The sequence below is a fragment of the Sphingopyxis sp. genome, from assembly GCF_035998965.1.
Taxonomy (GTDB): domain Bacteria; phylum Pseudomonadota; class Alphaproteobacteria; order Sphingomonadales; family Sphingomonadaceae; genus Sphingopyxis.
The window spans coordinates 18,335-36,779 of record NZ_DASYHE010000053.1 but is presented as its reverse complement, the minus strand read 5'-3'; the positions used below and the strand labels follow the sequence as shown (position 1 = coordinate 36,779).

General features: G+C 64.2%; 23 protein-coding genes. 19 read left to right on the top strand and 4 right to left on the bottom strand.

The window, feature by feature from the left end; genetic code table 11:
* Positions 1-130 precede the first annotated feature (130 nt).
* From VGN68_RS09360 to VGN68_RS09325, 8 genes are all read left to right on the top strand, one after another.
* On the top strand, positions 131-1,342 hold the full coding sequence (locus VGN68_RS09360; protein WP_327476039.1) for a parallel beta-helix domain-containing protein: 1,212 nt from the start codon (positions 131-133) through the stop codon (positions 1,340-1,342).
* Positions 1,339-2,376, top strand: coding sequence for an SO2930 family diheme c-type cytochrome (locus VGN68_RS09355; protein ID WP_327476037.1), 1,038 nt, complete (start codon positions 1,339-1,341; stop codon positions 2,374-2,376). The genes VGN68_RS09360 and VGN68_RS09355 overlap by 4 nt, the downstream gene beginning before the upstream one ends.
* Positions 2,377-2,517: 141 nt before the next feature.
* Entirely contained in the window at positions 2,518-3,150 is a 633-nt protein-coding gene (maiA, locus tag VGN68_RS09350; RefSeq protein WP_327476035.1) for a maleylacetoacetate isomerase, read from the top strand.
* Entirely contained in the window at positions 3,147-5,216 is a 2,070-nt protein-coding gene (locus tag VGN68_RS09345; RefSeq protein WP_327476033.1) for a TonB-dependent receptor, read from the top strand. The genes maiA and VGN68_RS09345 overlap by 4 nt, the downstream gene beginning before the upstream one ends.
* Positions 5,217-5,252: 36 nt before the next feature.
* Positions 5,253-5,699: a MarR family winged helix-turn-helix transcriptional regulator gene (locus VGN68_RS09340; protein ID WP_327476031.1), complete on the top strand. Its 447-nt coding sequence runs from the start codon at positions 5,253-5,255 to the stop codon at positions 5,697-5,699.
* Complete coding sequence (locus tag VGN68_RS09335; protein WP_327476029.1) at positions 5,692-5,973, top strand: HPr-rel-A system PqqD family peptide chaperone; 282 nt, start codon at positions 5,692-5,694, stop codon at positions 5,971-5,973. Before VGN68_RS09340 ends, VGN68_RS09335 begins: the two co-directional genes overlap by 8 nt.
* Entirely contained in the window at positions 5,970-6,836 is an 867-nt protein-coding gene (locus tag VGN68_RS09330) for an HprK-related kinase A (RefSeq protein WP_327476027.1), read from the top strand. Before VGN68_RS09335 ends, VGN68_RS09330 begins: the two co-directional genes overlap by 4 nt.
* Positions 6,833-7,852 carry a nucleotidyltransferase family protein gene (locus VGN68_RS09325; RefSeq protein ID WP_327476025.1) on the top strand — a complete coding sequence of 340 codons (1,020 nt, stop codon included), beginning with the start codon at positions 6,833-6,835 and terminating at the stop codon, positions 7,850-7,852. Before VGN68_RS09330 ends, VGN68_RS09325 begins: the two co-directional genes overlap by 4 nt.
* Positions 7,853-7,963: 111 nt before the next feature.
* Here VGN68_RS09325 and VGN68_RS09320 read toward each other — a convergent pair whose 3' ends face one another.
* Positions 7,964-8,629: an HAD-IA family hydrolase gene (locus VGN68_RS09320; RefSeq protein WP_327476023.1), complete on the bottom strand. Its 666-nt coding sequence runs from the start codon at positions 8,627-8,629 to the stop codon at positions 7,964-7,966.
* Positions 8,630-8,790: 161 nt separating this feature from the next.
* Between VGN68_RS09320 and glmU the strand changes: the two genes are divergently transcribed.
* From glmU to VGN68_RS09275, 9 genes are all read left to right on the top strand, one after another.
* On the top strand, positions 8,791-10,155 hold the full coding sequence (glmU, locus tag VGN68_RS09315) for a bifunctional UDP-N-acetylglucosamine diphosphorylase/glucosamine-1-phosphate N-acetyltransferase GlmU (RefSeq protein WP_327476021.1): 1,365 nt from the start codon (positions 8,791-8,793) through the stop codon (positions 10,153-10,155).
* A 4-nt stretch (positions 10,156-10,159) separates the two neighbouring features.
* Positions 10,160-10,699, top strand: a complete 540-nt coding sequence (locus VGN68_RS09310; protein WP_327476018.1) for a GNAT family N-acetyltransferase — start codon at positions 10,160-10,162, stop codon at positions 10,697-10,699.
* Positions 10,696-11,010, top strand: coding sequence for a hypothetical protein (locus VGN68_RS09305; RefSeq protein ID WP_327476016.1), 315 nt, complete (start codon positions 10,696-10,698; stop codon positions 11,008-11,010). The genes VGN68_RS09310 and VGN68_RS09305 overlap by 4 nt, the downstream gene beginning before the upstream one ends.
* 31 nt (positions 11,011-11,041) lie before the next feature.
* A complete protein-coding gene (locus VGN68_RS09300; protein WP_327476014.1) occupies positions 11,042-11,419 on the top strand; it encodes a ribbon-helix-helix protein, CopG family in 378 nt (125 codons plus the stop codon).
* Positions 11,416-11,796 carry a PIN domain-containing protein gene (locus VGN68_RS09295; RefSeq protein ID WP_327476012.1) on the top strand — a complete coding sequence of 127 codons (381 nt, stop codon included), beginning with the start codon at positions 11,416-11,418 and terminating at the stop codon, positions 11,794-11,796. Before VGN68_RS09300 ends, VGN68_RS09295 begins: the two co-directional genes overlap by 4 nt.
* Positions 11,797-11,814: 18 nt before the next feature.
* Positions 11,815-13,638 (top strand): glutamine--fructose-6-phosphate transaminase (isomerizing), encoded by a 1,824-nt coding sequence (glmS, locus tag VGN68_RS09290; RefSeq protein ID WP_327476010.1) that lies wholly within the window; start codon positions 11,815-11,817, stop codon positions 13,636-13,638.
* Complete coding sequence (locus tag VGN68_RS09285; RefSeq protein WP_327476008.1) at positions 13,635-14,048, top strand: aldehyde-activating protein; 414 nt, start codon at positions 13,635-13,637, stop codon at positions 14,046-14,048. Before glmS ends, VGN68_RS09285 begins: the two co-directional genes overlap by 4 nt.
* Positions 14,049-14,129: 81 nt before the next feature.
* Positions 14,130-14,378, top strand: a complete 249-nt coding sequence (locus VGN68_RS09280; RefSeq protein ID WP_327476006.1) for a type II toxin-antitoxin system HicA family toxin — start codon at positions 14,130-14,132, stop codon at positions 14,376-14,378.
* On the top strand, positions 14,371-14,721 hold the full coding sequence (locus VGN68_RS09275) for a toxin-antitoxin system HicB family antitoxin (protein ID WP_327476004.1): 351 nt from the start codon (positions 14,371-14,373) through the stop codon (positions 14,719-14,721). The genes VGN68_RS09280 and VGN68_RS09275 overlap by 8 nt, the downstream gene beginning before the upstream one ends.
* Positions 14,722-14,746: 25 nt before the next feature.
* Here the strand turns inward: VGN68_RS09275 and VGN68_RS09270 are convergent, their stop codons facing one another.
* A complete protein-coding gene (locus VGN68_RS09270; protein ID WP_327476002.1) occupies positions 14,747-14,935 on the bottom strand; it encodes a hypothetical protein in 189 nt (62 codons plus the stop codon).
* Between the two features lie 59 nt (positions 14,936-14,994).
* Here VGN68_RS09270 and VGN68_RS09265 point away from each other — a divergent pair, with 59 nt between their 5' ends.
* Positions 14,995-15,591, top strand: a complete 597-nt coding sequence (locus VGN68_RS09265; RefSeq protein WP_327476000.1) for an HAD-IA family hydrolase — start codon at positions 14,995-14,997, stop codon at positions 15,589-15,591.
* 283 nt (positions 15,592-15,874) lie between these two features.
* Entirely contained in the window at positions 15,875-16,744 is an 870-nt protein-coding gene (locus VGN68_RS09260; protein WP_327475998.1) for a dienelactone hydrolase family protein, read from the top strand.
* Between the two features lie 118 nt (positions 16,745-16,862).
* Here the strand turns inward: VGN68_RS09260 and VGN68_RS09255 are convergent, their stop codons facing one another.
* Together VGN68_RS09255 and VGN68_RS09250 are read right to left on the bottom strand one after the other, a co-directional pair.
* The gene (locus VGN68_RS09255) at positions 16,863-17,330 is read right to left on the bottom strand and encodes a DUF411 domain-containing protein (RefSeq protein ID WP_327475996.1); all 468 of its coding nucleotides are present in this window, start codon (positions 17,328-17,330) and stop codon (positions 16,863-16,865) included.
* A 61-nt stretch (positions 17,331-17,391) separates the two neighbouring features.
* Positions 17,392-18,408 (bottom strand): aldo/keto reductase, encoded by a 1,017-nt coding sequence (locus VGN68_RS09250; RefSeq protein WP_327475994.1) that lies wholly within the window; start codon positions 18,406-18,408, stop codon positions 17,392-17,394.
* Between the last annotated feature and the right edge of the window lie 37 nt (positions 18,409-18,445).

Sequence of the window (18,445 nt, the reverse complement as noted above, 5' to 3'; positions counted from 1 at the left end):
GCAACGAGCGCCAATGATAATCTGGTAAGCAAAGCGACGTCTCCCCGGTTTTAGCTACATCTATGTCAGCAACCCGCTTGGCATCCGTCAAGTCTTGCCGCATGTTCTCTCAAAATCAGGGGAGAGAGTGATGCGATTCCACGGCTTTCACGCGGCAACGCTGGCCATATTGGCGGGGCTGGCTGCCAATCCGGCGGCCGCCAAGACGATCAGCGTCAGTGCGACAACGCCCGACGCCAATGAAAAGCTGCAAGAGGCGCTGATCCTGGCCGAACCGGGCGACATCGTGCAACTGGGCGCCGGGGTGTGGAAGCTGGTCGATGGCCTGTCGCTCGACGTTCCCAATGTCACGGTGCGCGGCGCCGGGGCGGGCGAGGGCGGATCGGTGCTCGACTTTACCGGCCAGCAGGGCGCGGGCGAGGGGCTGCTGGTCACCAGCGACGATGTGTATCTGACCAATTTTGCGGTGCTCAACACCAAGGGCGACGGGATCAAATCGAAGGGCGCTGACCGCATCGTTTATCACCAGTTGCGCGTCGAATGGACCGCGGGACCAAAAGAAACCAACGGCGCCTATGGCATCTATCCGGTCGAAAGCACCGACGTCCTGATCGATAGCGTTTATGTGCGCGGCGCGTCGGACGCGGGCATCTATGTCGGCCAGTCGAAGAATATCATCGTGCGCGAATCGATCGCAACCGAGAATGTCGCGGGGATCGAGATCGAGAACAGTTATAACGCCGACGTCCACGACAATATTGCGACGAAGAACACCGGCGGCATCCTGGTGTTCGACCTGCCCAGCCTGCCGATGCAGGGGGGGCATAATGTCCGGGTGTTCGAGAATATCGTCAACGACAACAGCACGCCGAACTTTGCGCCGAAGGGCAATATCGTCGCGAGCGTGCCGACCGGCACCGGGGTGCTGGTCATGGCGAACCGCAATGTCGAGATTTTCGACAATATCTTTGACAACAACGGCACCGCCAATGTGATGATTGTCGGTTATCGCTACGAGCATAAAGACCCGAAATACCAGCCGCTGCCGCGGCAGATCGTCGTCCGCGGCAACCAGCATGGCAAGGCAGGCTATGCGCCTAAATTCCCCGGCGGCGACATGGTCGCAGCAGCGATGGGCGGAAGCATCCCGCCGGTGCTGTGGGACGGGTCCGGCGATGCGATCGTGCTCGACAAGGTTGGCGTGCTGTCGCTGAACCTGCCCGATGTCAAAACGCCGCAGAGCGAGACGAAACCGTCGCCTGCCGATTTGTCGAAGGGCACACCGCCCGCGGCGCTGCCCGCGATCAAGCTGCCCGATGCGATGGAGGCGAAGGTCCGGTGAAGCGTATATTCGCGGCGCTGGCGGCGGCGCTTTGCTGCGTCAGCGGTGCGGCCACCATGAGCGGTCCAACCGTCGACCAGGCCGTGGTCGAGGGCGAGGCGACGCCGCAAAAGCTGTCCGCGTTCGGGTTCGGGATGACCGCGGACGGCTACCGCCCGATGGCCGCGGTCAGTTATACGCTGCGCACGCCGCTGTTCAGCGACTATGCCGACAAGCAGCGCTTTGTTTACATCCCGGAAGACCGCGAAGCGCGCGTGGCGGAGGATGGGACGATCAAATTTCCGGTTGGCACGGTGCTGTTCAAAAGCTTTGGCTGGGCCGATCATAATGGCGGCAAACCGGTCGAGACACGGCTGCTGATCCACCGCGCATCGGGCTGGGTCGCGCTGCCCTATATCTGGGACGCCGACGGCACGGACGCGACGCTGGCGCTGGGCGGGCGGCGGGTGCCGGTGAGCTTCAAGAGCCCCGATGGTGAGGCCCACAGCATCCGATACGCCGTGCCGAACAAGAACCAGTGCAAGGAATGCCACAGCAAGAATGGCGTGATCGAACCGATCGGGCCGAAGGCGCAAAATTTCGTTCTCGACCCAGCCGCGACTAGCCAAGTGCGCGACCGCTATTTTGAGACTCCCGCGGCGCTGAAACCGACGATGCCGCAATGGGACGATCCGAAGTCGGGCAGCGTCCCCGACCGCGCCCGCGCCTATCTCGACGTCAATTGCGCGCATTGCCACAACCCGGCGGGCAGCGCGTCGAACAGCGGGCTGTTCCTACGCTGGACCGACGACCCCAGCGGCGTGAATTACGGCATCGGCAAGCGCCCGACCGCCGCGGGGCGCGGCAGCGGGGGGATGGACTTCGCGATCGCGCCCGGTGACCCCGCGCACAGCTTCATGATCTATCGCCTCGAAAGCACCGACCCCGGCATCGCGATGCCCGAGGTCGGGCGGTCGACGGTGCACAAGGAAGGCGCGGCGCTGCTGCGGCAATGGATTGCGGAAATGCCGAAGGGCGGGCAGAAGGCGCTCTAAAGGTCGCTTCCCAATTCCGTTCGCCCTGAGCTTGTCGAAGGGCCGTTCTGCTCTTTGCGGCGTCAAAGAGCAGAACGGTGCTTCGACAAGCTCAGCACAAACGGCGTTGGGTCGGCCCATGATTTAGATGGTGAACTCCCAATGACATCCCTCGTCCTCCACGATTATTTCCGCTCCTCGGCCAGCTATCGCGTGCGCATTGCGCTGAACCTGAAAGGGCTGGCCTATGAGCGCGTCGAGGTCAGCCTGATAGCGGGCGAGCAGCGCAGCGATGCGTATCTGGAACTCAACGCGCAGGGATTCGTCCCGATGCTGGTCGCCGACGGCGATGCGATCATCCAGAGCATGGCGATCATCGACTGGCTCGACCGCGCCTTCCCCGAACCGCGGCTGATTCCCGAGGATGCGATGCCGCGCGCCGTCGCGCTGGCACAGGCGCAGGTGGTGGCGAGCGATATCCATCCGCTCAACAATCTGCGCGTGCTGAAGTATCTGACGCGCGACCTCGGGCTGAACGAACAGACCAAGGACCGCTGGATCGCGACGTGGATCGCGCAGGGGTTCGAGGCGCTGGAGGCGATGGCGGGCGACGCAACCTATCTGGGCGGCGACACCCCCAGCATCGCCGACTGTTGCCTGGTGCCGCAAATGTACAACGCGCGCCGGTTCGAAGTGCCGCTGGACGATTATCCGCGGCTGTTGGCGATCGACGCGGCGTGTCTGGAGCTGGCGGCGTTTCAGAACGCGCATCCCGACGCGGTGAAGGCGGCGTGATCCGGCTGCTGACGGGGGCTGCGGCATTGGTTATGCCGGCGGCGGCGATGGCCTTGGAAGCCGACAGTACGAAACTGGACGACGAATATCTTGACGAGATCATCACCTGTGGCGGGCGCACGACGCAGCAACGCTTTGAAATTGTCGTCAATGGTTCGGGCGCGCTGCCACTGACGTCGGCCGACGCGGTGCAATCGACCACATTGATCGAAGGTCTGAACCCCGGCGTCGGCGCCCGCATCGAGAACCGCCTGCGCGACGAGGCCGGGATCGTGCAGTTCCGCCGGTCGGACGGACGATCGGCGAACCCGACCAGCCAGGGGGTGACGCTGCGCGGGCTGGGCGGCAATGCGTCGAGCCGCGCGCTGGTGACGCTGGACGGCATCCCGCAGGCCGATCCGTTCGGCGGCTGGGTCGCGTGGTCCGCTTATGATGCGATCAACCTGCGCGGCGTGACAGTTACGCGCGGCGGCGGCAGCGGCGCCGACGGGCCGGGCGCGCTGGCGGGCACGATCGGGCTCCACTCCGATCTGACCTATGGCGGGACCGCCAGCCTGGCCTATGGCAGCCGCGACAGTTGGGACGCATCGGCTTCGGTCGGCGGTGAATTGGGCGATGGGCATGTCGCGGTTGACGGGCGCTATAGCCGCGGCAACGGCTTCATCCCGATTGCAAAGGGCCAGCGCGGCAGCGTCGATCGCGCGGCGCCTTATGAACAGGGCGGGCTTGGGGTGCGATTGCGCTTCGACGCCGGGGAAAGCAGCCGGATCGAGGCGAGCGTGCGCGGCTTTTCGGACCGGCGCGACCGCGGCACTGATTTCACGACCAGTCGGGTCGATGGGGTCGATGCGAGCCTTCGCTTCATCCACGATCCCTATCAGGCCAATCAGCTGTTCGCGCTGGCCTATGTGCAGCTGCGCGATTTCGAGAGCGGCTTTGCCAGCGTCGCCGCGAACCGCAACAGCGTGGCGCCCGCATTGTTCCAGCGCGTCCCCGCCACCGGGCTTGGCGCGCGGGTCGAATTTCGCCCGCTCATTGGCCGCGCCAACCCGCTGCGCATCGGCGCCGACTGGCGCCGCACGACGGGCCGCACCGAGGAGGATTTCTTTTTCGCCGGGACGGTTCCCGGTCGCCACCGGACGGCAGGCGGCGACAGCGATACGGTCGGCGCTTTCGCCGAATGGACGTCGGGATATCGCGACCAAGGCCTGCTCTGGACGGTCAGTGGGCGGGTCGATCGCTGGTGGCTGGGTGAAGGGTATCGAAACGAGCGCAACATCGGCGGACCCGTCATCACCGACCTCCGCTTCGCCGCGCGGCAGGGCTGGGAAGGCAGTGGTCGGGCCGGGGTCCAGTGGACAAAAGATGCCGTGTCGCTGCGCGGCGCTGTCTATCGCGGCTGGCGCCTGCCGACGCTGAACGAACTCTATCGTCCGTTTCGCGTCGGGGCTGAGGTGACGACCGCGAACGAGATGCTGAAGCCCGAACGGTTATGGGGTGGTGAGATCGGCGCAGATTGGAAAAGCGACGACACCACGCTGTCGGCAACGTTGTTCGTCAACCATCTGACCAATGCCATCGCCAATGTGACCTTGGCGCCCAACCTGAACCAGCGCCAGAATCTCGATGCAATCGACACCAAGGGTGTCGAGATCAGCGCCGAACAGAAGATCGACTTTCTGACCTTGCGCGCGACCTATGCGTGGACCGATGCCACGGTCGACGCGTCAAGCGGCGCGGCGGCGCTCGATGGTCGCCGTCCGGCGCAGATCGCGAAGCATAGCGGCAGTGTTTCGCTGCGCAGCAACACAAGGGACGCCGTGCAGGGTTTCGCGACGTTGCGTTATGTGGGCAAACAGAATGAGGATGATCTGGGCCTGCTCGTGCTCGGCGACGCGCTGACGGTCGACGCCGGGCTGACGTGGCGGCTTGCCGACGCGATCAGCCTGGAAGCACGGGGTGAGAATCTGTTCGACGAGCTGGTGCCCGCGGCCATCTCGTCGGCGGGGATCGTCGAGCGCGCGACGCCGCGGACGTTGTGGATCGGGGCGAGGGTGTCGTTCTGACCTTCACAGCGCACGGATTGTCGATAAGGTCAGGCCATGGTCGCCAAAAAACTGAACCTCGACAATTTCCTGCCTTATCGCCTGTCGATTGCGTCGAACGCCTTGTCCGAACGGATCGCGGCCGAATATCAGAACCGTTTTGGGCTGAAGATCCCCGAGTGGCGGCTGATGGCGGTGCTGGGGGAGGGTAAGCCCAAGACGCAGCGCGAGCTGGTCGAGGCGACGCGGATGGACAAGGTGACGGTCAACCGCGCCGCCAAGGCGCTCGCCGAGCGACAATTGATTGCGCGGCAGGCGCACGAAGTCGACGGGCGGTCGCACCATCTGGAACTCACCGAGACGGGCTGGTCGCTGTACGACGCGATTGTCCCCGCGGCGCTGGCGAGCGAGGCGCAGCTCGAATCGACGATCACCGCCGCCGAGCGCGCGACGCTGATGGCGATCCTCGCCAAACTGACCGCTGCCGCCGAAGATTATGCCTGAGCCCGCCTATCGCGCCGCGCCGCCCGGCGCGCTCCGCATCGAGCCGCTGGGCGAATTGACCGCGATTTTCGATCGCCGGTCGATGCAGACGCACCTCGTGGTGTCGCCGATGCCCGAAATTTTGGAGGCGATGGGCGCGGATGATTGTGACGCGGTGACGCTTGCCGGGCGGCTTGCCGAAAGCTTTGATTTCGACGGCGCTGATGACGTGCAACCGATCCTGGCCGAACGGCTGAGCGAACTCGCGGCAATGGGGCTGGTGGCGCGCGCGTGAGGCACAGCATTCGCATTGCAGTCGGCCCGGTGCAGTTTCGGATCGGCAGCGACTGGCCCGAACCGATTGCGGCGCTTGAGCAGCTATACGCCAGCTATCCGCAGGACGAGGCGCGCCCCGCCGATGCCACTGTGCGATTGTTCGCGGCGCGGCCGTGGCGGCGCTGGGTGCGCCCTTCGGTGCATATCGGCGGCGACTTCGTTGTTCCCGATGCACTGCCGCTGCCGCTCTCGATGGGACTGCTCGCCGCCGAAATGGGGATGAATTTGCAGGTCGCGCTGGGGTGGCGGCGGCATATGCTGCTGCACGCCAGCGCGGTGGCGCGGGATGGCCGCGCGCTGATCATGTCCGGGGAGTCGGGGTCAGGAAAATCGACCCTCGCGGCGCTGCTGGGGGAGGGCGACTGGCGGCTGATGGGCGACGAATTTACGCTGATCGAGCCGGAGAGTGGCGATTCACTGGCGTTCCCGCGCGCAGTCAGTCTGAAGAATGAAGCGATTGCTGCGGTCGCGACGCGGGTCGATGCGGGGCGGCTCGGGCCGCTGATGGCGGGAACGCCCAAGGGCGACATCCGCCACCTGATCCCGCGCGCCGCCGCGATTGCCGCGATGCACGATCCCGTGCGTCCGGCGCTGCTGCTCTTCCCGCGCTTTGGCGGCGACGCGGCGATCGAGCCGATGGGCGAGGGCGAGGCGTTTGTGCGGCTGACCGAAGCGTCGACCAACTATGTTGCGCTGGGCGAGGCGGGGTTTGCGGCGCTGACGCGGCTGGTGCGCGAGACGCCGGCGTTCGGCATATCCTATCCCGACAGCGCAACCGGTATCGCGTTGGTCGAGCAGCTTTGGGCCGAGGCAGCGAAATGAGCGCGGTACAGACCTTCGTCGACCTGTTCGCGGGTCGCTGCGATGCCGCAACGTTGGCGCCGCGCGAATGGGACGGGGTGATCGGGGTCGCGCGCAGTGAGGCGATGCTGGCGACGCTGGCGCACCAGCTGGACGGTGCCGATCTGCCGCCCGCGGTCGCGGCGCTGTTCGCCGATCAGCGCGCCGCCGCCGCGGTTGCGCAGCGGCAGGCGCTGTGGGAGGCGGAGATGGCGCGGCGCGCGCTCGGCACGCTGGGCATCGAATTCGTGCTGCTGAAAGGGGCGGCCTATGCCGCCGCGAATATGGCATGTGCGCAAGGGCGCCAGATCGGCGACCTCGATATATTGGTGCTTGCGTCGGATATCCGCCGTGCCGAAAACGCCTTGCTCAACGCCGGGTGGGAATGGGTCAAGTCCGACCCCTATGACGATTTCTACTACCGCGAGCACATGCACGAGCTGCCGCCGATGATCCACAAGTCGCGCGACCGGATGATCGACGTCCACCACACCATCCTGCCGCGCACCCACCGGATTACACCCGATGCGCTGGCACTGGTCAGCGATGCGGTGACGAGCGCGGGTGGGTTTGCGGTGCTGAACCCGGCCGACATGGCGTGTCACTGCGCGGCGCATATGTTGGCCGACGGCGATTTGCAGGGTGGCCTGCGCAACCTGTGGGACTTCCACCTGATGACGCGCGATTTTGCCGCGGCGGATCGGGGTTTTTGGGATGAACTCGGCGTGCGTGCGCGGCTGCATGGCTTGCCGGACGCGGTCCAGCGTGCGGCGCGGCTGTCGCGGGATCTTTATGGCGCGGTGTTGCCCGCAGGTTGGAACGAGCAGGAAGCGAGCGACCGTTGGTTTCGCCAGCGTCTCGTCGCCCGCGACGACTGGGGGCGGGTAACGCGACCGTTGCTCGAACAGGCGTTTTACGTCCGCTCGCACTGGCTCCGGATGCCGCCGACGATACTGGCGCGGCATTTATGGACCAAGTGGCGGAAGAATCGAGCCTAGCCTTCCAAAACCGTTTGTCCTGAGCTTGTCGAAGGACCGTTCTTTTTTAGCCGCCGCGACGAGAAGGACAGCCCTTCGACAAGCTCAGGGCGAACGGGAGATGAGTTGGGTTCAGAGCCGTTCGAGCAGCGGGACCAATTCGTCGAAATGGTCGATGACATGATCCGCGCCAAGCTCGTCGGCAGGCCGATCCAGAAAGCCGAAGCTGACCGCAATGCTGGTCACCCCTGCGCTGTTGGCGGCCATCACGTCATAAATGCTGTCGCCGACAAACACCGCCCGCCCGCCGCCGCAGCGCTCGATCATCGCATGGATCGGCGCAGGGGAGGGTTTGGCGTTGCCCGGCCCGAGCGTGTCGCCGCCGATGATCGTCGCCATCCGGTCAGCCAGCCCGAGCTCGCCGAGCAGTTTGCGCGCCATGTCCTCGCGCTTGTTGGTGACCACTGCGGTCTTCACCCCGAGCGTATCGAGCCAATCGAGCGCGGCAATCAGGCCGGGGAAGGGGCGGCTGTGGACCGCAATATGCGCTTCGTAGAACCGCAGCAGTTCACGAAAGAGACGTTCAAAGTCGCCGCCCGGGATGCCGCCGGTCGCGGCGAACCCCTGTTCCAGCATGTGCTGCGCCCCCAGCCCGATCATCGGCCGCACCTCGGCTTCGGTCAGCGGCGCGCGTGCGGCCAGGCCCAGCGCATGGTTGACCGCCGCGGTCAGGTCGCCTGCGGTATTGACCAGCGTGCCGTCGAGGTCGAAGCCGACGATCGCGAAAGGAAAACTCACACGGCACCTCCTGATTTCCTTTCGTGTCGAGCGAAGTCGAGACACCTATAAGGCGGGCGTCGACGACAGGCACCTCGACTGCGCTCGATGCGAACGGATTTGAGGAAGCGCATGGCGCGACGCTCTGGAAACCGCAATGATTTGCTGGCAAAGGGGCGCGCATGACCACCCAGCAATCGCCCACCCGCCCCATCGCCGCCGTCATCCTTGCCGCGGGCAAGGGGACGCGCATGAAATCCGATCTGCACAAGGTGCTGCACCCGATCGCCGGACGGCCGATGCTGCTGCATCTGATGGCGAGCTTTGCCGCGCTGCCGCCCGCCAAGACCGTGGTCGTCGTCGGCGACAAGCGCGAACAGGTCGAGGCGGCGGTAGCCGAAAGCGGCGCGCTGGTCGCGGTTCAGGATCCCCAGCTTGGGACGGCGCATGCCGCGCTTCAGGCAAAGGAAGCGCTTGCCGGTTTCGATGGTCTTGTCCTCGTTTGCTTTGGCGACTGCCCGATGCTGACCGCCGACACCGTGCGGCGTCTGTGTGCGCCGCTCGACGCCGGCGCCCTTGTGGCGGTGCTGGGTTTCCGGCCGACCGACACGGCCGCGTATGGCCGGATCATCGCCGACGCCGAAGGCAATGTGTCGAAGATGGTTGAACATAAGGATGCAAGTCCCGACGAACGGGCGGTTAATCTGTGCAATTCCGGGGTCATCGTCGCCGCTGCGCACGATATGTGGCGTCTGCTTGAAGCCGTCGGTAACGACAATGCTGCCGGGGAATATTATCTGCCCGACGTCGCCACCGGCGCAATCGCAGAGGGCAGCCGCGTCGCCGTTGTCGAGACCGCCGCCAAAGAAGTGGCGGGGATCAACAGCCGCGCCGAACTCTCCGCCGCCGAAGCGGTGTGGCAGGACTTTAAGCGCGAAGAGGCGATGGCGGGCGGCGCATCTTTGAAAGCGCCCGACACCGTCTGGTTCTCCTGGGATACGCAGCTCGGCCGCGACGTGCTGATCGAGCCCAATGTGTTCTTCGGCCCCGGCGTCACCGTCGCCGACAATGTGAAAATCCGCGCCAATTGCCATATCGAGGGCACCGCCATCGGTTCCGGCTGCGAAGTCGGCCCCTTTGCGCGGCTGCGCCCCGGCACGGTGCTCGGCGAAAAGGCCAAGATCGGCAATTTTGTCGAAACGAAAAAGGCAATGCTAGGCAAAGGCGCCAAGGCCAACCACCTCACGTACCTCGGCGATGTGACCGTCGGCGCCGGCGCGAACATCGGCGCGGGGACGATCACCTGCAACTATGACGGCTATTTCAAATATCAGACGGTGATCGGCGAGAACGCCTTCATCGGCAGCAACAGCGCGCTGATCGCCCCCGTCACCATCGGTCGCGATGCGATTGTGGCCGCCGGCAGCGCGGTATCGCGCGATGTCGCCGCGGGCGACCTGCGCATGGTGCGCGCCGAGCAGCTGGTCAAACCCGGCTGGGCCGACCGCTTCCACGACGCAATGCGCAAGAAAAAATCGGGCAAATAACGCCATGCCGTTGCCGACGCTGACCACGCCGCGGCTGGTGCTGCGCCAGATCCGCCCGGACGACGCACCCGCGCTGTTCCCGGTGCTGTCCGACCCGGACGTGATGCAATGGTGGTCGAGCGGCCCGCATCGCTCGCTTGCCGAGACCGCCGATTATGTCGCTTCGAATGCCGCGGAAGGGGAGGGCTACGCGTGCTGGGCCATCACCTTGGGCGATGATGTTGCGATTGGCTGGGTGATTCTGATCGACGGCAAGCCTGACGTGAAGGAGATCGGTTATATCCTGCACCGAGATCATTGGCGCGGCGGGATCGCGCGCGAAGCCGTGGCGCGCGTCATCGACTATGGCTTTGCCGAACTGAAGCTGCGGCGCATCTTTGCCGACACCGATCCGGAGAACCGCGGATCGATTGCACTGCTCGAAAGGCTGGGCTTTCAATATGAAGGCCGTCTGCGCGGCGAGTGGGAAACGCATATCGGCGTGCGCGATTCGCTGATTTTCGGCTTGCTGCGCGACGAATGGACAATGGAGAAAAACCTGTGACCGACCGCTATACCGACAAGCCGTTCCTGCGCTTTGTCGATGCCTGGGTGCTGAAGGCGATCGGGCATCTGGACCCCGCGACGGAAAGCTATTGCAAGGCGATGGTGCCGCAGCTTGAACAAAGTTTCGGTTTGAAGGGTAGCTGGGAGCGGATTGTCGAACAGCAGATGAAATTCGGTCCCGAACTGCCCGCGCAAATCCGCAAAATCTGGACCGACGGCCAGGCGCGGTTCGAGGCGGGCAACGGCATGGCGGCCGATCCGGTGCAATTCGCGTACCTCTTTGTCGATAAGAACCTCCACAAGGATTGACATGATATCATGATATGATATCAGTATATCAATGACTCGCATTCTCGCCGATCTACCCGATGAAGACATTCAATGGCTCGACCAGCTTGCTGCCGAGCAGGGGAAGTCGCGCGCGTCGGTGCTTCGCGATGCCGTTACGGACTACCGTGCGCAGTCACAAGCGTCGCAGCGCAAGGATTGGCTCGATATTGGCTTTGGGGCGTGGAAGGATCGCACCGATATCGGCGATTCTGTGGAGTGGCAGCGGCGGGAACGTGCTGCCTCGACCCGCCCGTGGGATGATGACTACGAAGAGGTCAAAGCGGAGTTTCCCGACCTTTTCGACGCGGAGGATGATCGTCAGCGGCAAATCCATCTTGATATGCTGGCAGGAAAATACCCCGAGCCTAAAAAGCCTGCTTCTCAGTGAGCGGTTTTAGCTTTGATTCCAATGTGATAATTGATGCGCTGGCCGGGTTCGGTCCGGCGCGAGCGGAAATCGATCGCGCCACCGATTATGGTTCGCGCGCGTGGATCAGCCGCGTGGTGTGGATCGAAGTGATGTCAAAGGGCGAGGGCGACGGATTGCGGCGCGCCGAAACGCTTCTATCGGGTTTCAGCGTGGATGAAGTCGATGCCGAAATCGGTCGACGCGCTGCCGCCTTGCGCCGTGAACGCGGGAGGCTCAAGGCGATGGACGCCATCGTCCTCGCCACTGCGCTCACCCGCGGGCGCGTGCTCATAACCCGGAATATCAAGGATTTCCCGGCCAATATGCCGGGCATCCGTGTCCCCTATACGCTCTAAGACGAAAGCCAGACTGACATGTGCGGAATCATCGGAATTATCGGCAAGGACCAGGTCGCCGATCGCCTCGTCGACGGGCTCAAGCGGATGGAATATCGCGGCTATGACAGCGCGGGCGTGTGCACCGTGCAGGACGGCCAGCTGATCCGCCGCCGCGCCGAGGGCAAGCTGGCCAACCTCGTCAAGGAACTCGCGGGCAACCCCGCCTCCGGCAATGTCGGCATCGCGCACACGCGCTGGGCCACACATGGTGCGCCGACAACAAGCAACGCGCACCCGCACGCGACGGGCGAGGTCGCGCTGGTCCACAACGGAATCATCGAGAATTTCAAGCCGTTGCGCGAGGCGCTCCAAGCGCGCGGGCGCAGCTTCGAGAGCGAGACTGATACCGAGGTTGTCGCGCATCTGGTGAGCGAGCAGGTCGAGGCGGGCTTGTCGCCGCAAGAGGCGGTGCAGGCGGTGCTGCCGCAGCTGCGCGGGGCCTTTGCGCTCGCCATCGCCTTCCGCCAGCATCCCGACCTGCTCATCGGCGCCCGCCTCGGCTCGCCGCTCGTCGTCGGTTATGGCGAGGGCGAAACCTATCTCGGCAGCGACGCGCTGGCGCTCGCGCCGCTGACGCAGAAGATCGCCTATCTCGACGAGGGTGACTGGGTCGTCATCACCCGCGACGGCGCACAGATTTATGACAGCGTGAACAACCCGGTGACGCGCGAGATCACGACCAGCGGCGTCACCGCCGCCGCGGTCGAAAAGGGCAATTACCGCCACTTCATGCAGAAGGAGATTTTCGAGCAGCCGACCGTGGTCGCGCAGACGCTGTCCTCCTACATCCGCCCACTCGAACAGACCGTTGCGCTGCCGCAGATGGAATTCGACCTGAGCGCGATCGACCGCATCACGATCGTCGCTTGCGGCACCAGTTTCTATGCGGGCATGGTCGCCAAATACTGGTTCGAGACCTTTGCGCGCGTCCCGGTCGATATCGATGTCGCCAGCGAGTTCCGCTACCGCGACCCGGTGCTGCAACCCGGCGGGCTCGCGCTGTTCATTTCGCAATCGGGCGAGACCGCCGACACGCTCGCGGCGCTGCGCCATTGCAAGGCGAACGGGCAGACGATTGCGGTCGTCGTCAACGTCCCGACCAGCAGCATGGCGCGCGAAGCGGACCTGCTGCTGCCGACCCATGCCGGTCCCGAAATCGGCGTCGCATCGACCAAGGCCTTCACCTGCCAGCTCGCGGTGCTCGCCGCGCTGGCGGCGCATCTCGCGCTCAAAAAGGGCAAGCTCAGCGCCGATGAAGAGCATGAGATCGTCAAACATCTGATCGAGGCGCCCGCCGCGCTCAACGCAGCGCTCAGCCACGACGACGACATCGCAGCGATGGCGCACCTGATCGCCCCCGCGCGCGACGTGCTCTACCTTGGCCGCGGCCCCGACTATCCGCTGGCGATGGAGGGCGCGCTCAAGCTCAAGGAAATCTCGTACATCCACGCCGAAGGCTACGCCTCGGGCGAAATGAAGCACGGCCCGATCGCCCTGATCGACGAATCGGTCCCGGTCATCGTCCTCGCGCCCAGCGGGCCATTGTTCGAAAAGACCGTGAGCAACATGCACGAAGTGATGGCGCGCGGCGGCAAGGTCGTGCTGATCTCCGACGCCGACGGGATCGCCGAGGCCGGCGACGGTTGCATGGCGACAATCGAAATGCCCAAGGTCCATCCGCTCATCGCACCTTTGGTGTATGCGGTGCCGGTGCAGTTGCTGGCGTATCATGTCGCGGTGGCGAAGGGGACGGACGTGGACCAGCCGCGGAATTTGGCGAAGTCGGTGACGGTGGAGTGAGCTGGAATACCACCTGTCACTGCGGCGCCGTCTCGGTGCGTCTCGCCAAGGCGCCCGAGGAAATTGCCGAATGCAATTGCTCGCTCTGCTTCTCGCACGGTATCCTCTGGGCCTATTGTTCACCGCGTGACGTGGTGATCGAGGGTGAGACGCAGACTTATAATCGTGCCGATCGCGAAAACCCCAATTCGGATCTGCATTTCTGCCCGACCTGCGGCTGCGTGACGCACTGGTCGGCGACGGCGGGGCTGATCGAGCGGATGGGCGGCGCGGTCGATATGATGGGCGTCAACATGCGGCTGTTCAATCCGTCGCAGCTCAGCGGATTGAAGCTCAGCTTTCCCGACGGGCGCGATTGGTCGGGCGAGGGGGCGTGGGGCTATGTCCGTGATCCCGAACTCATGCGCTGACGATTGTCCGGGGCATCGGCTCTACTGTTCCGCCCACCGACAGAGGTTGAAAACTAATACCGCATACGGTATCATATTGAAATGAGCAAAGCGTACAAGCTGCTGGATCAGATGCGTCGCAATCCCGCTGGGGACTGGACGATTGAGGATATTCAGAAGCTTTGTGACCGGCTCGGCTGGGCGTGTCTGCCGCCAACAGGCGGCGGGTCGCATTGGAAAGTGGCGGTACCGGGGAGCGACACGATCCTAACCATCCCCGCGAAGCGCCCGATCAAACCGGTCTATATCCGCAAGCTCCTGCAATTTGTGAAGGATGGCAAGCATGGTTAAGGCGAAAGCAAAGCAGACCGAATATGCGATCATGGTCGAGCCGCTGGCGGAGACCGACGGTGGTGGCTGGCTGGCGACTGTTCCCGCGCTTCCCGGCTGCATGGGCGATGGGCCGACTCCAGAGGCGGCATTGGCGGATGCCGAAGCGGCGATCGCCGAATGGCACGACGCGGCGCGCAAGCTTGGCCGTGATGTTCCGGGACCAGCCTCGCTCGGTCAGTGGCGGCAGCGGGTTCCGCGTTCGCTGCACGAAAAGCTGAAATTGGTTGCGGCGCGTGAAGGGGTTTCGCTCAACGCCTATGTCGCGAACATACTTGCTGAAAGTGTGGGTCGATCAGCTTAGGCAAACGGCCCAATTCATCCGGCGGTCACCCTACCGTATTCGCCTGCGCCAGAATCGACGCCGCGATCTCCTCGATCGTCCCCGCGACCAGCAGCGGCGCGCCGCCGACCATGCCGACTTGGGTCTGGCCATTTTCATAGTCGCGGAGCCAGGCGACATTTTCGGCGACGACCAGATAATTGCCGCCGCGCGACTTGAGTTCGATGAATTTCATGCCGATGTCTCCTGTTCGTTCAGGCTCTAGGTACGAAGTATGAAGATTGTAGGATTCTGATGAGCTTCGCTGCGATCATTTTCGATTTCGATGGCGTGATCGCCGACAGCGAAGTGCGCGCGAACCATTCGCTTGCTGAAAGCCTGACCGCGGTCGGCATGCCGTCGAGCTATGACGAGTGCCTGCGCGACTATTATGGCCATAACTGGCAGGAAACGCAGCGGCGGATTGAGGCGCGGTTCGGCCGCCCACTGCCCGCCGATTTCCTCGCGACGCTGGGGTCGCTGCCGCGCGCGATCGCGTCATCCAGCCGCGCCGAATATATTGGCTGGGCGCTCGGGTTGTTCGGACTGGGGCATCATTTCGGCGATCATGTGTACAGCGCCGACGGGTGGGATCGCGGCAAGCCGTTTCCCGACATCTACCTCGCCGCCGCCAACGGGTTGGGCGTCGACCCGGCGCTATGCCTGGCGATCGAGGATTCGCCGACCGGGGCGCAGGCGGCGCTGGCGGCGGGGATGACGGTGATCGGCTTTTGCGGCGCCGGGCATATCGTCGATCGCGCGGCGCATGGCGACATGCTGCGCGCGGTCGGGGTGCATCATGTAGCACTAACTTTTGGTGAGATTGAGAGGCTGACGGTTGTTGCACGATAGTCCTCCCTGTGGCGCAGCCATGGGGAGGGGACCGCTCGCGCAGCGAAGGGTGGAGGGGCATTGCAGCGGTAGCGCCAAAGCCCCTCCGTCAGCGCTACGCGCTGCCACCTCCCCATGGCTTCGCCACGGGGAGGATATTTGCTGCAAAAAACGCTGTCCTACAAAACCCGGCTGGATTAGCCTCACACCCTGTTCGGTCCCGAGCGCGGGACGACATATGCAATCGCGCGTGAAGTTGCGCAGTTTTCTGCGGCTTTGCCGAAACCGCCCCAAGGAGAGCGCCATGTGTACCGAAGACACCGAAGCCGATCTGGATCGCGCCGGAATGGCGGTGGGTCGCCGCAGCTTTGCCTCGCTGGCCGGGGCTGGCGCGTTGATCGCGGCACTGCCCGCGCGGGCGATGGCGGGGAAACCGGTGAAAGGCCGCGACGTCGAGATTACGACGGCGGCGGGCATCTGCGACGCCTATTTCGTCGCGCCCACCAGCGGCAAGCATCCGGGGGTGCTGATCTGGCCCGACATCCGCGGCCTGCGCCCAGCCTTTCGCCAGATGGCCGACCGGCTGGCGGGTGAGGGCTATGCGGTGCTGTGCGTCAATCCCTTCTACCGCTGGCAGAAATCGCCGGTGGTTGATGCCGCGAACGATTGGAGCAATCCTGCGGTGCGCGAAAAGCTGTTCGGTTATCTGAAGCAGCTGAACAAGCCCGCGGTGGAAACCGATGCCGCGGCGCATCTCGCGTTTCTCGACGCGCAGAAGGAGGTCGACAAGACACGCAAGCTTGCCACCACCGGTTACTGTATGGGCGGGCCGATGACGATCTACACCGCGGCGTTGAAACCCGACCGCGTCGGCGCGGCGGCGAGTTTCCATGGCGGCGGGGTTGGTGCCGACAAGCCCGACAGCCCGCATCTGCTGATCCCCGGCACGCGAGCGGGCTATCTGTTCGCGATTGCCGACAATGACGACAAGGAAACCCCGAACGAAAAGGTCTTGCTGAAGGCGGTGCTCGAACCGCGCAAGCAATGGCACGAGGTTGAGGTGTATGCAGGTGCGATGCACGGCTGGTGCCCGCCCGATGGCCGCGCTTATAATGAAGCGGCAGCGGAAAAGGCGTGGGGACGGATGCTCGAGCTGTTCAAGGCGAGTTTGTAGCGCCCACCGCTTTAATCCGTTCGGGTCGAGCGAAGTCGCGACACTTTTCTGTGGCACACGCCTTCACGGGGTCTCGACTTCGCTCGACACGAATGGAACGGAGATTAGGCCGTGCCGCTCAGTGCGCGTGCGCGCCGCCGCTCGCGGCGTAGCTCGCATAAACGCGCTGGCCGCCGCTGCCGAAGGTCATCACCTTGTACGCCTCACGGTGGTCGCCATGCTCCATCCCGGGCGATCCCATTGGCATTCCGGCGACCGCAAGGCCTTTGACGCCCTTGGGCTTTTCGCGAAGCAGGCGGGCGATTTCCTTGGCGGGGACATGGCCTTCGATCACATAGCCGCCGACGAGCACGGTGTGACAGCTGCGCAGCGCCTGCGGCACGCCTTGTTTGTCCTTGATCGCAGTGATGTCGGTCGAATTGACGATCACCGCCTTCTGCCCGAACGACGCCTTCACCTGTTCGAGCCATTTGAGGCAGCAGCCACAGCCCGCGTCGCGGAACATCGTCGGGTTCGCGGCGTGGGCAACACTGATGGTGGCGGAGAAGGCGGCGAGGGCGAAGAAAGCGCGGCGGGCGGGGGACATGGCGGGGTTCCTTGTTGAATTCGAACGAAGAGTAGCAGCCGCGGCGCGCCGCACAAGCGGTTCAGCCCATCGGATAAAGGATGTCTTTGCTCACCTTATGCAATGCGGTCATCACCTCATCGCTCAGCACCAGATCCATCGCATCGAGGATCGGCTGGAGCTGGTCATCGGCGCTGACCCCGACGATCGTCGAGGCGACGAAGTCATGCTGTTTCGACCAGGCAGTCGCCATCGTCACCGGGTGCAGCCCGGCGTCGGCGGCGATCTGTAGATAGCGCGCGGTCGCGGCAAGGCTCTTCTCGTTGACGAAACGCTGGCCCATCGCGGCCTGCCGCCCCTCCATCGCAAGGTATCGCGAGAAGCGCGCACCTTTGGGCGTCGCGCCGCCCTGATATTTGCCCGACAACACCCCGCCGGCGAGCGGCGAATAGGGGATCAGGCTGACGCCTTCCTGGCGACACACCTGTTTCAGCTCATCCTCGAAACGGCGGTTGTTGAGGCTGAAATTATTCTGGATCGTGTGATAGCGCGCGACACCAAGCTTTTCCGACGCGGCGAGCGATTTCATGAGCCCCCAGCTCGTTTCGTTCGAGCAGCCGAGGATACGGACCTTGCCGACGCGGACGAGCTCGTCGAGCGCGTCCATCATCTCGTCATAGGGCGCGTCGTGGTCGGGCCAATGGGTCTGGTAGAGATCGACATAATCGGTTTGCAGCCGGGTCAGGCTGTCGTCGATCGCCTGAAAGATGTTCTTGCGGTCGAGCGCGGTCATCCCATTGCGGCACGGCGATTTGAACCACACATGGCTCGGCCCCGATACCTTGGTCGCGAGGATGATCGCGTCGCGCGGCTTGGTCTTCAGCCAGCGCCCGACGATTTCCTCGGTGCGGCCGACCCATTTGACATCGGGCGGAACCGGATATCCCTCGGCGGTGTCGTAGAAGTTGATCCCCGCCTCGAAGCAGCGGTCGAGGATGCGGAACGCCGCGGCCTCGTCGGTCTGGCTGCCGAAGGTCATCGTCCCCATGCAGATGTCGGACACATGGATGGCGCTCTTGCCAAGACGGCGACTCTGCATGGTTCTGTTCTCCGGTCAGAAGAGGGGAGCGCCGTCT

Coding starts and splice junctions, on each gene's coding strand:
- VGN68_RS09255 (WP_327475996.1), bottom strand. CDS start 17,330: ATGTCCCCCGCCCGCCGCGCTTTCTTCGCCCTCGCCGCCTTCTCCGCC.
- VGN68_RS09270 (WP_327476002.1), bottom strand. CDS start 14,935: ATGAAATTCATCGAACTCAAGTCGCGCGGCGGCAATTATCTGGTCGTC.
- VGN68_RS09260 (WP_327475998.1), top strand. CDS start 15,875: ATGTGTACCGAAGACACCGAAGCCGATCTGGATCGCGCCGGAATGGCG.
- glmU (WP_327476021.1), top strand. CDS start 8,791: ATGACCACCCAGCAATCGCCCACCCGCCCCATCGCCGCCGTCATCCTT.
- VGN68_RS09250 (WP_327475994.1), bottom strand. CDS start 18,408: ATGCAGAGTCGCCGTCTTGGCAAGAGCGCCATCCATGTGTCCGACATC.
- VGN68_RS09360 (WP_327476039.1), top strand. CDS start 131: ATGCGATTCCACGGCTTTCACGCGGCAACGCTGGCCATATTGGCGGGG.
- VGN68_RS09300 (WP_327476014.1), top strand. CDS start 11,042: ATGACTCGCATTCTCGCCGATCTACCCGATGAAGACATTCAATGGCTC.
- VGN68_RS09265 (WP_327476000.1), top strand. CDS start 14,995: ATGAGCTTCGCTGCGATCATTTTCGATTTCGATGGCGTGATCGCCGAC.
- VGN68_RS09310 (WP_327476018.1), top strand. CDS start 10,160: ATGCCGTTGCCGACGCTGACCACGCCGCGGCTGGTGCTGCGCCAGATC.
- VGN68_RS09275 (WP_327476004.1), top strand. CDS start 14,371: ATGGTTAAGGCGAAAGCAAAGCAGACCGAATATGCGATCATGGTCGAG.
- VGN68_RS09325 (WP_327476025.1), top strand. CDS start 6,833: ATGAGCGCGGTACAGACCTTCGTCGACCTGTTCGCGGGTCGCTGCGAT.
- glmS (WP_327476010.1), top strand. CDS start 11,815: ATGTGCGGAATCATCGGAATTATCGGCAAGGACCAGGTCGCCGATCGC.
- VGN68_RS09335 (WP_327476029.1), top strand. CDS start 5,692: ATGCCTGAGCCCGCCTATCGCGCCGCGCCGCCCGGCGCGCTCCGCATC.
- VGN68_RS09340 (WP_327476031.1), top strand. CDS start 5,253: ATGGTCGCCAAAAAACTGAACCTCGACAATTTCCTGCCTTATCGCCTG.
- maiA (WP_327476035.1), top strand. CDS start 2,518: ATGACATCCCTCGTCCTCCACGATTATTTCCGCTCCTCGGCCAGCTAT.
- VGN68_RS09280 (WP_327476006.1), top strand. CDS start 14,130: ATGAGCAAAGCGTACAAGCTGCTGGATCAGATGCGTCGCAATCCCGCT.